This window comes from Streptomyces vulcanius, assembly GCF_042653945.1.
In the GTDB taxonomy this organism is placed as follows: Bacteria; Actinomycetota; Actinomycetes; order Streptomycetales; family Streptomycetaceae; genus Streptomyces; species Streptomyces mangrovi.
In genome coordinates this window covers 24,199-39,545 of record NZ_JBHSFK010000004.1, presented here as the reverse complement: position 1 = coordinate 39,545, position 15,347 = coordinate 24,199, and the positions used below count along the sequence as shown (strand labels likewise).

The following is a 15,347-nucleotide window of genomic DNA, read 5'->3' as shown; positions in this document are numbered from 1 at the left end:
CGCAGCGGGCTTGGGGAGAGGGTCGCCGCAAAAAGTTCCAGACTCACGGTTGAATCGCGCGGTGACCTCGGAAGGTGCGGGTTCGTTCGCCGGCGTGAGTGTTGCTCCCAGCCGTGACTGGTAACTACACTCGCTATAAAGTTTCTGCCGGAGGAGAGATGATGGACGAAACGTCGGAGCCGGCCACTGCGCGGTGCCCCGGGCCCAGCGTCCAGGACTACCTCGACCAGGACAGCCGCCCCGTTCCCCCCGCCCTGAGGTTCGAGCGCAACGACCACCTCGGCAGCGAGGACATCGACCACGCCCGTTTCACCTCCCGCGAGTGGGCCGAACGCGAGATGCGGCAGGTCTGGCGGCGCGTGTGGCAGTTCGCCTGCCTGGAGAGCGAGATTCCCGAGGTCGGCGACCACGAGGTCTACGAGATCGGCGACGACTCCCTGATCGTCGTCCGCACGGCCCCCGGCGAGATCCGCGCCTTCGTCAACGTCTGCCTGCACCGCGGACGCAAACTGCGCACCGGCGGCGGCAACGTCAGCGAGTTCCGCTGCTCGTTCCACGGCTTCGCCTGGAACCTCGACGGCACGATGCGGACTCCGCCGTGCGCCTGGGACTTCCCGCACGTGACCCCGGAGAAGTTCGCGCTTCCCGAGGCCCGGGTGGCCACCTGGCGCGGCTTCGTCTTCATCAACATGGACCCCTGCGCCGAGTCCTTCGACAGCTACCGGGGCACCTTCGACGACTACTACATCTGGCCGCTGGAGAAGCGCTACAAGTCGCTGCACATCGGGAAGGTGCTGCCCTGCAACTGGAAGATCGCACAGGACGCGTTCATCGAGTCCTTCCATGTGATCGCCACCCACCCGCAGATGCTGCCGTGGCTCGCCGACGCCAACTCGCAGTACGACGTCATGGCGGACCAGCCGAACTGGAACCGGATGATCAACATCCAGGGCGCGCCCAGCCCGCACGTGGCGGACTCCGTCACGGAGGAGGACGTCCTGGCGACCTTCTACGACTCGCGCGCGTTCTACGCCGCCGCCCAGGGCCGTGACCTGGTGATGCAGGAGGGCGACGAAATGCCGGCGATCCCGCCTGGCGGCACCGCCCGTCAGGTGCTCGCCGAGCGGATGCGCGCCCAACTGGCGGCCACCGCGCAGCAGGACTTCTCGGAGACCCCGGACACCGAACTGCTGGACGCCATCAACTACTTGCTGTTCCCCAACTTCAACCCCTGGGGCGGCGCCAAGTCGAACATCATCTACCGGTTCCGGCCCAACGGCCTCGACCCCGACTCCTGCACAGCCGAGATCATCTTCATGTCGTCCCCGAAGCAGCCCGGCGAGACGCCGCCCCCGGCGAAGATCCGCTGGGTGCCGGAGGACATGCTCTTCGCCGACATCCCCGAACTGGGTGTGCTCGGGCCGGTCTTCGACCAGGACTGCGAGAACCTGCCCTACGTCCAGCAGGGCCTGAAGGCGATGCGCAAGCCGGGCATCACCCTGGCCAACTACCAGGAGAGCCGCATCCGCCACTTCAACCGGACGCTCGACCAGTGGATGGAGAAGTGACCCACCGGGTGGCGGTCGGGCCCCTGGGCGTCGAGCTCGAAGTCCTCGACGGCGAGGACCTGTTCACCGCCGCCCAGCGGCTCGGCTACCGCTGGCCCACCGTCTGCGGCGGCAAGGGCACCTGCCGTACCTGCTTCGTCCAGGTGGAGGAGGGCGCCGAGAACTGTTCCCCGGTGGGCCCGCTGGAACGCGAGGGCATCGAGGCCCTGCGCAGGCCGGTGGACGGCCTGACCCGGCTCGCCTGCCGGCTCAGGGTCGAGGGCCCGGTGACCGTGACCAAGCGCGGCGTGCGCCGCCGAGTGCAGGAGTGAGGCCCTCCATGGCCAAGCAAGTGATCCACCCACTGACCGGGCATGTGTACCGGCTCACCGAGGACGGACTGGTCGAGGTGACCGATCCCGGGACCGGGGCGCAGGGCGTCTTCGACTTCCAGGCCCGGTGGCAGTCGGGCGAACTGCGCCACGCGGACCTCCAGATGGCCGGCTGGGTGGGCCGCCTCGCCCAGCGGCGTACGCCCCCGCAGCCGGAGCGGTGACACCGTGACGCCTCGTACCACCCGGGTGGTCTGCCTGGTGCGCCGGCCCGACGGGGAACCGCTCCCCGGTGACTTCGCCGTCGAGGAACGCCCGCTGCCGCCCCTGGGGGAGGGGCAACTGCTCGTGCGCAACCTCTACATGAGCGTCGACCCGTCCATGCGCGGGCGCCTGGAGAGCACCGAGAAGCACTACACGCACAACTTCACGCCGGGTTCGCCGCTCGACGGCCGTGCCCTCGGTGTCGTGGAGGAGAGCCGCTGTGCCTCGGTGCCGCCGGGCACGTACGTACGCCATCAGCTCGGCTGGCGGGAGCGGGCCGTGCTGGACGCGGCGCACACCGACGGCGCGGGCCGCATCGACCCCCGACTCGCCCCGCTGCCGACCTGGTTGGGCCTGCTCGGCCAGACCGGGTTCACCGCGTACGTGGGCCTGACCCGGATCGCTCAGCTGCGTCCGGGCGACACCGTCCTCGTGTCGGCGGCGGCCGGCGCCGTCGGCACCTCCGCCGGCCAGTTCGCGCGTCTGCTGGGCGCGGACCGCGTCCTCGGGACCGCCGGAGGGCCGGACAAGTGCGCCCTGCTGGTGAAGGAGTTCGGCTACGACGCCGCCGCCGACTACCGTGCCGAGCCGGTGCGCGACGCGCTGGCCCGGATGGCGCCCGACGGCATCGACGTGTACTTCGACAACGTCGGCGGTGAACAGCTCGCCGCCGCGCTGCACGCGCTGCGTACCGGTGGCCGGGTCGCCCTGTGCGGCATGATGTCGCAGTTCGGCGGCGACCGGCGCTCGGCCGACATCAACCAGTTGATCCAGGCGGTCCTCAAGCGGCTGACGCTGCGCGGTTTCATCGTCCGCGACCACGACGACCTGCGGCCGGAGTTCGAGCAGCGGGTCGCGGGCTGGCTCGCCGAGGGCCGGATCACCGCGCGTGAGACGGTCGTGGACGGCCTGGACAACGCCGCGGGGGCGCTGCTGTCCCTGCTCGGCGGCGGCAACGTCGGCAAGATGCTGGTGCGGCTGGGAGAGTCAACGCATGTCTCGTGACGAGGCCACGGTATGGGCCTGCAAGGAGACCCCGACCCGCGTCAGCCCGGCCACGGCCGCCCGGAAGTCCTTGATGTGCGGGGTGGCGAAGTGCTCGTCGAGGGCTTGCTGTGAGGCCCACCGCTCGTACACGCGGATCCGCTGTTCGTCGCCCGGGTCCGCGGTCATCGCGTAGTCCAGGCAGCCCGGCTCCTCCTCACGGGTCCGGTGTCCCAGTGCGACCAGATGCTCCAGCATCCTGTCGCGGTCGCCGGGCTCGTAGTCCATCCAGCCGGCGACGATGACTTCCTCTGCCGTTTTCTCTTCCATGGCGTGTTCCCTTCGCGGTCATGGCCGTGGGCCCGCCGCTCCGTCAGGGGGAGCGGCGGGCCCACGCGTTTCTCAGACGCCGAGCGTGGCCGGCACACTGTCCACGGTGACCGTGCCCTTGTCGCCGTCGACCGTGATCACCATGCCGTCCCGCAGTCGCTGTGTACCGCCTTCCACGGAGATGACCGCCGGGATGCCCAGCTCACGGCAGACCACCACGGCGTGGCTGTTGAGCGCGCCCACGTCCACGACGGCCGCTCCGGCGACCAGGAACAGCGGGGTCCAGGCCGCGTCCGTGATCGGTGCGACCAGCACCTCGCCGGGCTCCAGCGCCTCGCACGAGGCCGGGTCGGTGACCACCCGCACCCTGCCGGTGTACGTGCCCTGGCTGCCTCCCACACCACCGAGCACATCACCCTCGACGGCCGCGGGGGTCCGCTCCTCGGCGCGTCGCGCCCATGTGTCGATCTCCGTCTGCGTGTCGTCGGCGACGAAGAACGGCGGCTCCAGGTCGTGCAGGCCCGCGTACTCCTCGAGCCGCCGCGCGATCACCGGGCCGAAGGACTCCGGGGCGGCGACATAGTCGTCGAGTTCGCTGTCCAGGAGCATCATCACGTCCTCGGGCCGCGCGAAGAGCCCCGCCTCGACGCCGCGGCGGCCGAGCTCCCGTACGGCCATACGGATCTCGTTGACGACGGTGACGCAGTTCGCCTTGGTGCGCTCGCGGGCCGGGATCCACACCTGGGAGGCGTGCATGCCGGCGTCGAACATGGGCCGCGTCTCCTCGGGCAGCGCGGCCCGGATCTCCCGCGCCGTCCGCTCACGCCCCTCGGCCAGCCGCTTCGCGCGGGCGGCCGGGGAGTCGCCGTCGGGACTGTGCCGGATCCGGTCGACCAGGGCCAGCGCCTGGACGGGCGCCGCCTCCCAGGACAGCGCGTGGATGTCCCACTCGTTGGGGCCGCGGTCGCCGGACTCCGCCAGGAACTCCTCGAAGGAGTCACGGAACGCCTTCACGTCCCCGGTGGCGGTGTCGAGTGCCTGCTCCACCGCGGCCGGACCCCGGTCGAACAGCGCGCTCAGCTCGGCCGAGGCCGCCACCTGGCGGGACAGCGTCCACAGCCCGGTCGAGGGGGAGGCGGAGTCGACGGCGCCGAGACCGCCGATCAGGTCGAGCATGGCGCCGGGGCGGTCCACGCTCGCGCACAGCGGGCCGAGGATCGCCGGTCCGACGGACGCGGGCAGCGACGACTCGACGTGCCGCTGGAACGTCGTCTCCACCTCGTCCAGCAACGACCGTGCGTACGCCACCAGTTCGGCGTCGGACAGCTGCGTCAGGTCCGGTCGGGAGCGGCGCAGGGCGCGCAGCCGTTCCCGGTCTGCATCGGCCTCCGGGAAGCCGGCCTGGCCGAGCATCCGCTGAAGGGTCGCGCCCGCCTTCCCGGTCAGCTCCTCGTCCTGGTCGTCCGGGTGCGCCACGTACACCGGGGTGTCGGAGCGCTGGCCGACGAAGGCCGCGTCGATCTGGTCCGCCGTCTGGCCCATACGGATGCCGAACAGCCGCATGTGGGACAGATTGAGGTAGAAGTGGCCGCCGAACATGCCGACGAACGGCGGTCGGGGGCCGGCCACCTCCTCCTCGCGGTAGATGCCGAACCCGACGAAGCCGTGCCGCCAGCCCTTCAGGCCCCGCCCCCAGACCAGGGTCCAGCCCAGCGGGCTGGCGGGGTCCGGCAGGGTCTCGCCCGCGTTGGCCCGGGTGTAGTGCGGCAGCCGCTCACTGCGCTGCCAGTCCGTGATCCAGCTCTTCATGACCGAGATCTCCCGCTGTCCGTGCCGGTGCCTGCCCGTCCCGTGCCTACCACTGCGCTGTTCCGCCGTCGACGCTGATCAACGCGCCGGTGATACCCGCCCCGGCCTCGCTCGCCAGCAGCGAGGCGACCGCCGCGACCTGCTCCACGGTGGTGATCTTCTTGGTGGCGGCGTGCTCGGCGAACCGGCCCAGCCACTCCTCGTACGAGATGCCCTCGGCCTCCGCCGCGGCGGGACCCGCGGCCCGCATGAGGTCGGTGTCGACGGCGCCGGGGCAGATGGCGTTGCAGGTGATGCCCTGGGTGCCGTACTCGAAGGCGGTCGCCTTGGTCAGGCCGTGGATGGCGTGCTTGTTGGTGATGTAGTGGCTGATCGCGGGCTTGTTGGCCTGCTTGCCCTCCACCGACGAGATGTTGATGATGCGGCCCCAGCCGCCGTCCAGCATCTTCGGCAGCGCCCGGCGGGTGCCGTAGAAGTAGCCGTTGACGTTCAGGTTGAGGGCGTCGTGCCACGCCTCGTCGCTGAGCTGGTGGATCGGGGCGAAGCCGGAGCTGCCGCCGACGTTGTTGACCCAGATGTCGAGCCTGCCGAAGCGCTCGGCGGCGAAGTCGGCGAGGCCCTCGATGTCCTCCTGGCTGTTGGCGTCGCAGGGGTGGAAGACGGCCCGGTCCCCGGCGCCCATCTCCTCCAGGGCCTGCTTGCCCTTGATCTCCGAACGGCCGCTGACGACGACCGTGGCGCCGTCGGCCAGGAAGGCCTCGGCGATGGCGCGGCCGATACTGCGCGTGCTGCCCGTGATCACCGCGACACGTCCGTCGAGGCTGCCCGTAGCCACCATGGTGTTCTCCCGCGAGTCTTGTTGGTTGCTCACCTGGTGGCTCCGGGGGCTGCTGTGGCGCCCCTGTCCAGGTGCTGGTGAATGGTGCGGTGGAGGTGCTGGAGTCCGGGCTCGTTGCGTCCGAAGACGAAGTCGGTCCCGTCGAGGGCCTTCAGGCCCTGCTGGACTCCGTAGGTGGTCGCGTAGTCCTCGTCACGGACCACCTCGTGGAACCACTCGCCGAACCGGTCGGCGGCCTGGCGCTCCTCCTCGGTGACCGCCGGTTCCCGCAGCAGGATGATCTGCTGGGTCACCGACTCGGTCGCTGTCCGGGGGAGGACCAGGGACACGGCGATCTTCTGGCGCCAGCCGCCGGCGATGGCGAGGCCGGGGAAGAGCCAGTAGATGGGGCCGACACATTCCCCGGGGTCCCGCTGGTCCGGCGGCAGGTCGACCGCCTGCGCGATGGGGCGCAGGGCCGGTGCGATGCGCTGGTGGGGGCCCCAGGTGTCGTGGGCCATCATGTTGGAGAGGTTCGTCTCGAACACCGTCTTCGGGTGCAGCGAGGCGAAGTGGTACGTCTCCAGATACCCGTCGAGGGTGACCTTCCAGTTGGGACTGGTCAGCGCGCTGGTGGAGTAGTGGTGGCACTCGGCGAGCCGGAGGCCCTCCAGCAGCGGCAGCAGATCGCCCAGCCAGCCGTCCAGGTCGGGCTCGGCCGCCGGGTCCAGTGAGACGAAGACGATCCCCGCGCGTTCCCCGGCCGGTAGCCTGACCAGGCTGCGGCCCTCGCGCGGAACCTCGCCGAAGGTCTTCTCGGCGTACACGCCCCGCAGCTCCCCGGCCAGGTCGTAGGACCAGGAGTGGTACGGGCAGGTGATCCGCTTCGAGACCCCGCAGCCGGGTTCGAGGAGCTTGGCCCCCCGGTGCCGGCATGCGTTGATCATCGCGTGCACGGTGCCCTGCCGGTCGCGGGTGATCAGCACGGGGATGCCGAGCACGTCGATCGCCTTGTAGGTGTTCGGCCCGGGCAGCTCGCACGACATGGCGAGCGGCAGCGGGACGCTCCGGTGGACGGCGTCCGTCTCGCGCTGCCAGCGGTCGGCGTCGAGGTAGTTGGCCACGGGTTCCGTCCACTGGCCGTCCGCCTCGTGCGTGGTGTTGTCGCGGTAGTGCGCCATCACCCGCTCGACGAGTTCGGCCGCCTCCCGCCGCATCGTCTCGGACGCGGCGTCGGTGGACCGGTCCTGGCTGATCCACGACGAGTATTCGGGGGTCGAGGGGGCCGAGGCCGACGACCCGCGCTCGGCGCCTGTCTCCCGAACCTCCGGCGAACTGGTCTGGACCACGATGTCCTCACAATCCTCCCAGCCGCGAGCCGGTGACCGGCTTCGGAATGCGACGGCTGGGTTGTGTCCGAAACCACAACAGGACTTAGTGTGGTCTGTCAATAGAAAGTGTCGAAGTTGCCACTCGGTGTCCCGTGGGGGTGGGTGTGATGGTCATGACGCGGCCGTTCGAGGTGGGTGTGGTGGTGCGGGACCTGGAGCTGATGGAGCGCTTCTACTGCGACGTCATCGGGTGCCGCGCCGAGCACCGCTCACGCGTACCCGAGTCCATCGGCGGCCCGGCCGGGCTCGGCGGCGAGCTGGCGGTCGTCTGGCTGCGGGTGCCCTCCGGGGGGTGCGTCAAGTTGATCCTTCCCCGGTCGGCCCCGGTGTCGGCGCCTGCGGCACCCTTGCCCGCAGGGCGTCCGGGGCTGTCGTATCTCACCTTCCACCTCGACGACCTGGACCCGGTGGTGGCGGCGCTGCCGGCCGCGGACGCCCGGCCCCTGTCGGACCCGGTCGTCGTCCGGGCGCGCGGCCGGCGGATCAGCTTCTGGGCGGATCCGGAGGGCAACGTCGTCGAGTTGGTGGACGAGCGCGGTCACGACCCGGGCCCGGGGCATAGTAATTAGAGACGCTGTTCAGTAAGGTGCCCGTGGCTGGTTACTGTAGACCGGCACAAGTAAGTCCGATTGCTTGGCAACCTCCCTCGGGCGAAGGGGCGGACGATGGCTCAACGAGCGTCAACGGCGTCGAAGAAATCCACGCAGGTCAGCGCGCAGGTCATCAAGGACCTGCACGAACGCATGGTGCGCATCCGGCTGTTCGAGACCGAGGCGGGAAAGCTCATGGAGGCCGGCAAACTGCCCGGCTTCCTGCACCTCTATGTCGGCCAGGAAGCCGTGGCCGCCGGAGTGATGGCGGCCCTGCGCGACGACGACCAGATCACCTCCACCCACCGCGGCCACGGGCACGCCGTGGCCAAGGGCGTCGGCTTCCGCGAGATGTACGCCGAGCTGTACGGCCGGGTCACCGGCGCCTGCCTCGGCCGCGGCGGAAGCATGCACATCAACGACCTCACCCGCGGCATGCTCGGCGCCAACGGCATCGTCGGGGCCGGCGTCCCGATCGCCGTGGGCGCCGCCTTCGCCGCCCGGTACAAGGGCGAGGACAGCGTCGCCGTGACCTTCTTCGGCGACGGCGCCACCAACATCGGCGCCTTCCACGAGGGCGCCAACATGGCCGCGATCCTCGGCCTGCCCGTGGTCTTCGTCTGCGAGAACAACGGCTACGCGGAGTTCACCCCGCAGTCCGGGCACATGCTGCTCACCGACGTCGCCGACCGGGCCGCCGCCTACGGCATGCCCAGCGTCATCGTCGACGGCATGGACGCGGTCGCCGTCCACCGCGCCGCCGCCGAAGCCGTCGAACGGGCCCGGGCCGGCGCGGGCCCGATGATGATCGAGGCCAAGACCTACCGCTTCTTCGACCACCAGGGCGTCAAGGGCCTGCGGCACCCCTACCGCTCGGACGAGGAGGTCGCCGAGTGGAGGACCCGCGACCCCATCGACCTCATCGAGGCCCGGGCGGTCGCCGACGGCACCGCGACCCGCGCCGAACTGGACGCCGTATGGCAGCGCACGCGCGAAGAGATCGCAGCCGCCATCGCATACGCCGAGGCGAGCCCGCTGCCCGACCCCGCCGACCTGCTGCTCAACGTCTACTCGGGATGACCGCCATGACCACCACCACCGAGGCGCAGGCCGTCGCCACGCGCAAACTCACCTACGTCAAGGCCTTCAACGAGGGGCTCGCGCAGGCCATGCGGGAGGACGAGAACGTCTTCGTCGCCGGCGAGGACGTGGCCGGATACGGCGGCGTGTTCCGCATGTTCGACAACCTGCTCGACGAGTTCGGCCCCCGCCGCATGATCGACACCCCGATCTCCGAAGCCGCCCTGGTCGGCCTCGGGGTGGGAGCCGCCGCCCGGGGTCTGCGCCCCGTCGTCGACCTGATGTTCATGGACTTCATCGGCGTCTGCCTCGACCAGATCGTCAACCAGGCGGCGAAGATGAAGTACATGTTCGGCGGCGGGCTGTCCGTGCCGCTCACCATCACCACCGCCTCCGGCGCGGGCCTCGGCGCCGCGGCCCAGCACAGCCAGAGCCTGGAGGCCTGGCTGGCGCACGTGCCCGGCCTCAAGGTGGTGATGCCGTGCGACGCGTACACCGCCAAGGGGCTGACCGTCTCGGCCATCCGGGACGACAACCCGGTCGTCGTCATGCTCAACAAGGTCCTGCTCGGCAGCACGAGCGAGGTGCCCGAGGAGATCTACGGCATCCCGCTGGGCCAGGCGCACACCGCGCGGCAGGGCTCCGACGTCACCGTGATAGCCCTCGGCCGCATGGTGGGGGAGGCCCTCGCGGCGGCCGACGACCTCGCGGCCGAGGGCGTGGAGATCGAGGTGATCGATCCCCGCACCGTGCAGCCGCTGGACACCGAGACGATGTTCGCCTCCGTCCGCCGCACCAACCGGGTGCTCGTGGTGCACGAGGCCGTCACCTTCGGCGGGCTCGGAGCGGAGATCGCCGCCCAGATCCAGGACACCGTCTTCGACTACCTGGACGCGCCGGTCCTGCGCATCGGCGCCCCCTTCTCCCCGGTGCCCTTCTCCCCGGTCCTGGAGAAGGCGTACGTGCCCGATCGCGCCCGCATCGCCCAGGGCTGCCGGCGCCTCCTCGAAAGGTCGTGACCGACGTGGCGGTCGAGGTTCTGCTGCCGAAGATCGGCCTGACCATGCAGGAAGGCACGATCGACGAATGGCTGGTGCCCACCGGCGCGGCCGTCGCGGAGGGCGACGCGCTGCTGCGGCTGGCCACCGACAAGGTCGACGTGGACGTCGAGGCGGAGGCCGGGGGACTGTTCCACCCGGTGGTCGCGGCGGGGGCGACCGTGCCGGCCGGGGCTCTCATCGGGTGGCTGCTGGCCGAGGGCGAACGGCCACCGGAGGCGGCGGCGGGTGCGCCGATGCCCACGAGTACGGGCGCCCTGCCTGCCCTCACCGGCACCGGCGGTGCCGCCGCGACGCCCTCCGTGGGCACCGGCGGTGCCGCCGCGGCCCCCACCGTCAACGGCACCGGCGGCCGGCTGCTGTCCTCGCCGAACGCACGGCGGGTCGCCGCGGCCGCCGACGTCGACCTCACCGCCGTACGCGGCACGGGGCCGGCCGGCCGGATCGTCTCCGAGGACGTGGAGGAGTTCCTCGCGGCCCTCCCCGGTGACCTCGTCGTGCCGGTGCCGCCGGACGGCACCCCCTCCTCGCCGCTGGTCCGCAAGCTGGCGAAGGAAAGGGGCATCGACCTCTCCGAGGTGAACGGCACCGGGCCGGGCGGCCGGATCCGCCGGTCCGACCTCGACGCCGTCACTGAGGCGCCGGTTCGCCGGAACGCGGCCCCTCAGCCCGGCGACGTCATCCCGCTCACCGGGATGCGCGCCACCATCGCCCGCAGGATGCACGCCAGCCTCCAGGAGATGGCACAGCTGACGCACGGCTACGAGGTGCGGATGGACGCCGTGGTGTCCTTGCGGGACCGGCTCAAGGAGGAGTGGGCCGACAGCGAACTGCCGGTGCCCAGCCTCAACGACTTCCTGCTGAAGGCCGCGGCCCTCGCCCTGCGCGAACACCCCCTGCTCAACGCGACGGTGCGGGAGGACGGCATCCATCTGCTCGACGGCGTTCACCTGGGCTTCGCGGTGGCCGTTCCGGGCGGCCTCATGGTCCCCGTGATCGAGGACGCGGTGGCGCTGCCGCTGCCCGAGATCGCCCGCCGGTCGAGGGCCCTTGCCCAGGCCGCGCGCGAGGGGCGGATCTCCCCCGCCCAGCTGGAAGGGGCCACCTTCACGGTCACCTCCCTCGGCGGATACGGCGTCGACTTCTTCACCCCCGTGATCAACCCCGGCAACGTCGCGATCCTCGGCGTGGGCAGGCTCAGGGACGGCGTCGAGTGGGTGGACGACCGGCCGCTGCGGACGCGGGTGCTCACCCTGAGCCTCACCTTCGACCACCGTGCCGTCGACGGTGCACCCGCCGCCGAGTATCTGCGCACGGTCGGTGAGTTGCTGAGCAAGCCCCTCCGCCTGCTGGTGTGAGCCGCGGTCTATGAGGCCTGTGCCGCCGGGTCGGCGATCCGCTCCGCGAGATCGCCGACCTCGCGGACGAAGGAGCGGTGCCCCAGCGACCGGTAGACGTCGTCGCCCCGGACCTGCGAGATCGCCGCGCTCTCCAGCAGCGCCAGCAGGCCCAGGCCGGTCACCGCCGCCTCGGCGTCGGAGACGGACGCGTGGGCCTTGCGGATCAACCCCATCAGCTCGTCCAGGAATTCCGTACGGCTCTCCTGGCGCAGCGCCTCCGCGTCCTGGCTCATGCCGGCCGACGACACGAAGAACACGGTGGCGGCGGACCGGTGCTCGCCCATCCAGGCCAGCAGCGTGGTGACCGCCGCTCCGATGTCCGAGCCGGGCTCGTGGGCCTCCCTGATCGCCTGCAACTGCTCGCGCAGCGCGGCGGCGAACGCCCGCATGGCCTCCGCCAGGACCTGGTCCTTGGAGGAGAAGTGGTAGTACACCGCCGCCGAGGTCATCTCCGCGCGAGCGGCGATGTCGGCCACCGTCACCTCGTCCGGCGGCTGCGTGGCGAACAGCTCCGTGGCTGCCTCGATCACCCACTGCTTGCGCGAGGGACGGTGAGCCGCGCGGGTCCGGGAGGTCGTCATGGTGTCAAGTATGCCGGGATCCGAGCGTCCCGGACTCCCATGTACAGCAGGAATTACGCGGACGGACGGTTGGAGTTACTGGATACACTGGTCAGTACGCAGGGCCCACGGACGCGGGGGTTCACGGCAGCCGGCAGGGAGCATGATGGCCACCACGAAGAACGGCAAGCAGCCCGCCCACCGGCCCTCGCGGCGGCAGCACATCATCACCGCCGCCGTGCGGGTGTTCGGTCGCAACGGCTTCGCGGAGACCAGCATCCAGGACATCGCCGACGAGGCACAGGTGGTGCCCACGGCCGTCTACTACCACTTCGACGGCAAGGAAGAGCTGCTCGAACTCGCCATGCGCCGGGTCTTCGACCAGCTGAACGCGGTCGTGGAGGCGGCCCGGCCGGAGTCCGCGCCGGGTGACGCGGAGGGCTTGGTCCGCGTCATCGACGCCGTGTGGGAGTGGGTGGAGCAGAACCCGGACGAGGCCCGGCTCTACCAGGTCCAGTTCGCCTCCGCCAACGGCAACGTCAAGGTGCTGCGGGACGAGTTCGAGCAGCGGCACATCCAGCGTGGTTACGACTATCTGCCCGAGGGCACCACACGCAGCCCCCGCGCGGCGAAGGCCCGGCACGCGGCACAGGCGCTCGCGGTCCGCACGCTGATCAGTACGACCATGCTCGTCACCGCGCTGCGGGCGGAGGGGGGACCGCTGTCCCAGCTGCCCTCACGGTCGGTGCTGGAGGCGGTCAGGCAGCTGGCGCTGCGCATCGTCGCCGCCGAGCAGAAGCCGGCCACCTGAAGCCCTTCACCAGGGCAGTGGCCTGCGGTCGGCGAACAGCCCGCCCGTCGTCCCGTCGCCCTCGGGAAGCATCGCCAGCCAGACCGGGGTGTCCGCACCCTCCTGCGGCCCGCGCGGGGCGGACGGGCCGCCCATGCCGCTGCGGGTCCAGCCGGGGTCGGCGGCGTTGACCAGCACGCCCGTGCCCGCCAGCTCGGCCGCGAGCATACGGGTCAGGGCGTTGAGCGCCGTCTTGGAGATCCGGTAGGCGGGGTGCCGGCCGGAGTCCATCAGTGACAGCGAACCGTAGGAGCTGGTGACGTTCACGACCCGGCCGTAGCCGGTTTCCACCATGCCCGGGACGACGGCCTCCACCACGCGCCAGGCGCCGGTGAGGTTGGTGTCCAGGGTCGCGCGCAGGATGTCCTCATCGACGTACGGGGGCCGTAGTTCCCCGTCCAGGGACACTCCCGCGTTGTTCACCAGGACGTCGATCCCGCCGGTCAGCTCCCGTGCCTCCCGGACCGCTTCACCGACGCTCTTCGCGGAGGTCACGTCCAGGGCCAGCGGCAGTGCCGCCGGGCCGATGGCACGGCACGCCTCCTCCGCCGCCTCCCGTTCTCGCGCCCCGACCAGGACCCGCAGTCCCCGGTGCGCGAGCTGTCGGCCGATCTCCAGACCGATTCCGCGTGCCCCGCCGGTCACGAGTGCGCTTCTGCCGTCTTGCCGCATGGTTCGCCCGCCGCCTCTCACACCGTCAGGACCGAGCACGCGCTGATCCCGGGCGCCCCGTACACATGGGTGAAGCCCACCCGGGGAGCACCCGGCACCTGTACACCGGGCGCCCGGCCCTGCAACTGTCGTACGACCTCGTGGAACTGACGCAGCCCGGAGGCGCCGACTGGCTCCCCGCCGGCCAGACAGCCGCCGTCGGTGTTGACCGGTATCCGGCCCGTGGGATCGGTGGCCCCGTCGGCCAGCAGCTCCTCCTGCTCGCCGTGGCCGCACAGTCCGGTCTCCGCCAGGTGGATCAGCTCCGAGCCGCTGTCGGTGTCCTGCAACTGGGCGACCTGTACGTCGGCGGGCCGTACCCCCGCCGTGCGGAAGGCCGCCTCCGCGGCGTCGACGCTGGGGCTGTGGTGCGGTCCCGGCGGCAGCCAGGGCGAGAACACCTCGAACGAACCGAACCGCCGGGTGCGGAATGCCAACGACGCCAGCCTGACCGGTTGTTCGCACAGGTCGAACGCGCGGTCGCCGAGCGCGAGCACCAAGGCCGCGGCGCCCTGTCCGGGCGAACAGAACATGTACTGGGTGAGCGGGGGACTGACCTCGGCGGAGTCGAGGATCTCCTGCTCCGTCAGCGGCTTGCGCCGCCACGCCAGGGGATGGTGCGAGCCGTTGCGGAAGGCTCGCGCGGCGACCCTCGCCAGCGCCCGCTCCGAGATTCCGTGCTCGTACAGGTACCGCTGGGTCTTCAGCGCGAAGAACTGGGTCGTGAGCATCATGCCGGTCTCGGCGTACCACTCACCCAGGCCGTAGCGGGCCGCGGAGACATGGAACGCGCCCCGCTCATGCTTGTCGAACCCCACCGCCAGCCCCAGGGAGGCCTCGCCCGCGCGCAGCGCGTTGGCCACCGCGAGCACGGTGGAGGCACCGGTCGCGCAGCCGTTCTGCACGTTGACGAACGGCACTCCGGTCAGGCCCAGCCGGCCCACCAGGGTGTCGGGCTTGCCGGACACGTCGGAGCCGCCGGCCGCGTAGCCGATGTCCTCCCAGCCGACACCGGCGTCGGCCAGCGCCTCGCGTATCGCACGCTCGGCCATGTCCATTCCGCTGACGCTCTCGTCGCGCCCGAAGGGACGCATCCCGCATCCGACCACGTACACGTCGTCGGGCCGGCTCATCGCTCCCCTTCCCGTTCCGGGCGGAACTGCTCCGGGCGGAACTGCTCCGGGCGGAACTGCTCCGGGCGGAACTGCTCCGGGCGGAACGCGAAGGTCACCACCTCGGTTCCGTCCTCGTCCTCGTACGCGGGCACCGTGGTGAGCCGGACCGGCAGTCCGATCCGGATCTCCCCGCGGGGAACCGCCAGCCGCGCTTCGACCAGCACCTCACCGAGGTCGACATAGCCCACGTGGTACGGCCGGTGGCCGCCGGACGGCGGCCGGTACGGCGGTTTCGGCGGGAACGCCTGGAGCGTCCACGACCACACGCGCCCGCTCACCGGCAGCACCCGCATGGACATCGCCCCGTCCGGACACCTGGGGCACGACTCCTGCCGGGGGAAGACGACGGTGCCGCACCCTGAGCAGCAGGCGCCCACGAGACGCGGTGGATTCCCCTGGTCGCACTCCCCGCTCTCGAACAACGACTCGTCGATGAGCCTGGTGGTCAC

Annotated in this window: 17 protein-coding genes; 9 read left to right on the top strand and 8 right to left on the bottom strand. The window is 71.1% G+C overall.

What is annotated here, in order from left to right:
• Nucleotides 1–161: 161 nt before the first annotated feature.
• From ACFPIH_RS07140 to ACFPIH_RS07125, 4 genes are read left to right on the top strand one after another with little or no spacing between them, the layout of a single operon-like run.
• Nucleotides 162–1,568, top strand: coding sequence for an aromatic ring-hydroxylating oxygenase subunit alpha (locus tag ACFPIH_RS07140; RefSeq protein ID WP_381169307.1), 1,407 nt, complete (start codon nucleotides 162–164; stop codon nucleotides 1,566–1,568).
• Complete coding sequence (locus ACFPIH_RS07135) at nucleotides 1,553–1,879, top strand: 2Fe-2S iron-sulfur cluster-binding protein (RefSeq protein ID WP_381169305.1); 327 nt, start codon at nucleotides 1,553–1,555, stop codon at nucleotides 1,877–1,879. Before ACFPIH_RS07140 ends, ACFPIH_RS07135 begins: the two co-directional genes overlap by 16 nt.
• Before the next feature lie 8 nt (nucleotides 1,880–1,887).
• Entirely contained in the window at nucleotides 1,888–2,103 is a 216-nt protein-coding gene (locus ACFPIH_RS07130) for a transposase (RefSeq protein WP_381169303.1), read from the top strand.
• Between the two features lie 4 nt (nucleotides 2,104–2,107).
• On the top strand, nucleotides 2,108–3,148 hold the full coding sequence (locus ACFPIH_RS07125) for an NADP-dependent oxidoreductase (protein WP_381169301.1): 1,041 nt from the start codon (nucleotides 2,108–2,110) through the stop codon (nucleotides 3,146–3,148).
• Here the strand turns inward: ACFPIH_RS07125 and ACFPIH_RS07120 are convergent.
• The 4 genes from ACFPIH_RS07120 to ACFPIH_RS07105 all read right to left on the bottom strand — a co-directional run bounded on the left by ACFPIH_RS07120 (nucleotide 3,131) and on the right by ACFPIH_RS07105 (nucleotide 7,432).
• Nucleotides 3,131–3,457, bottom strand: coding sequence for a putative quinol monooxygenase (locus ACFPIH_RS07120; protein WP_381169299.1), 327 nt, complete (start codon nucleotides 3,455–3,457; stop codon nucleotides 3,131–3,133). The two genes, ACFPIH_RS07125 and ACFPIH_RS07120, sit on opposite strands and share 18 nt — an antisense overlap.
• A 72-nt stretch (nucleotides 3,458–3,529) precedes the next feature.
• Nucleotides 3,530–5,266: a PEP-utilizing enzyme gene (locus ACFPIH_RS07115; RefSeq protein ID WP_381169297.1), complete on the bottom strand. Its 1,737-nt coding sequence runs from the start codon at nucleotides 5,264–5,266 to the stop codon at nucleotides 3,530–3,532.
• A gap of 46 nt (nucleotides 5,267–5,312) precedes the next feature.
• On the bottom strand, nucleotides 5,313–6,137 hold the full coding sequence (locus tag ACFPIH_RS07110; RefSeq protein ID WP_381169295.1) for an SDR family NAD(P)-dependent oxidoreductase: 825 nt from the start codon (nucleotides 6,135–6,137) through the stop codon (nucleotides 5,313–5,315).
• On the bottom strand, nucleotides 6,134–7,432 hold the full coding sequence (locus ACFPIH_RS07105) for an aromatic ring-hydroxylating oxygenase subunit alpha (protein WP_381169294.1): 1,299 nt from the start codon (nucleotides 7,430–7,432) through the stop codon (nucleotides 6,134–6,136). Before ACFPIH_RS07105 ends, ACFPIH_RS07110 begins: the two co-directional genes overlap by 4 nt.
• Nucleotides 7,433–7,587: 155 nt before the next feature.
• On the opposite strand from ACFPIH_RS07105, the gene ACFPIH_RS07100 reads away from it, so the two are divergent.
• The 4 genes from ACFPIH_RS07100 to ACFPIH_RS07085 all read left to right on the top strand — a co-directional run bounded on the left by ACFPIH_RS07100 (nucleotide 7,588) and on the right by ACFPIH_RS07085 (nucleotide 11,560).
• A complete protein-coding gene (locus ACFPIH_RS07100) occupies nucleotides 7,588–8,043 on the top strand; it encodes a VOC family protein (RefSeq protein ID WP_381169293.1) in 456 nt (151 codons plus the stop codon).
• A 96-nt stretch (nucleotides 8,044–8,139) separates the two neighbouring features.
• Nucleotides 8,140–9,144, top strand: a complete 1,005-nt coding sequence (locus ACFPIH_RS07095) for a thiamine pyrophosphate-dependent dehydrogenase E1 component subunit alpha (protein WP_381169292.1) — start codon at nucleotides 8,140–8,142, stop codon at nucleotides 9,142–9,144.
• A gap of 5 nt (nucleotides 9,145–9,149) precedes the next feature.
• Nucleotides 9,150–10,163 (top strand): alpha-ketoacid dehydrogenase subunit beta, encoded by a 1,014-nt coding sequence (locus tag ACFPIH_RS07090; protein ID WP_381169290.1) that lies wholly within the window; start codon nucleotides 9,150–9,152, stop codon nucleotides 10,161–10,163.
• A complete protein-coding gene (locus ACFPIH_RS07085) occupies nucleotides 10,160–11,560 on the top strand; it encodes a dihydrolipoamide acetyltransferase family protein (RefSeq protein WP_381169288.1) in 1,401 nt (466 codons plus the stop codon). Before ACFPIH_RS07090 ends, ACFPIH_RS07085 begins: the two co-directional genes overlap by 4 nt.
• Nucleotides 11,561–11,568: 8 nt before the next feature.
• Here the strand turns inward: ACFPIH_RS07085 and ACFPIH_RS07080 are convergent, their stop codons facing one another.
• Nucleotides 11,569–12,183: a TetR/AcrR family transcriptional regulator gene (locus tag ACFPIH_RS07080; protein WP_381169286.1), complete on the bottom strand. Its 615-nt coding sequence runs from the start codon at nucleotides 12,181–12,183 to the stop codon at nucleotides 11,569–11,571.
• 145 nt (nucleotides 12,184–12,328) lie between these two features.
• Here ACFPIH_RS07080 and ACFPIH_RS07075 point away from each other — a divergent pair, with 145 nt between their 5' ends.
• A complete protein-coding gene (locus ACFPIH_RS07075; protein WP_381169285.1) occupies nucleotides 12,329–12,973 on the top strand; it encodes a TetR/AcrR family transcriptional regulator in 645 nt (214 codons plus the stop codon).
• Between the two features lie 6 nt (nucleotides 12,974–12,979).
• Here the strand turns inward: ACFPIH_RS07075 and ACFPIH_RS07070 are convergent, their stop codons facing one another.
• Genes ACFPIH_RS07070 through ACFPIH_RS07060 form a run of 3 tightly spaced genes read right to left on the bottom strand, consistent with a single transcriptional unit; the run spans nucleotide 12,980 to nucleotide 15,347 of the window.
• The gene (locus ACFPIH_RS07070; protein ID WP_381169283.1) at nucleotides 12,980–13,657 is read right to left on the bottom strand and encodes an SDR family NAD(P)-dependent oxidoreductase; all 678 of its coding nucleotides are present in this window, start codon (nucleotides 13,655–13,657) and stop codon (nucleotides 12,980–12,982) included.
• 44 nt (nucleotides 13,658–13,701) lie between these two features.
• Nucleotides 13,702–14,856, bottom strand: coding sequence for a thiolase family protein (locus tag ACFPIH_RS07065; protein WP_381169281.1), 1,155 nt, complete (start codon nucleotides 14,854–14,856; stop codon nucleotides 13,702–13,704).
• A complete protein-coding gene (locus tag ACFPIH_RS07060) occupies nucleotides 14,853–15,347 on the bottom strand; it encodes a Zn-ribbon domain-containing OB-fold protein (RefSeq protein ID WP_381169279.1) in 495 nt (164 codons plus the stop codon). The genes ACFPIH_RS07065 and ACFPIH_RS07060 overlap by 4 nt, the downstream gene beginning before the upstream one ends.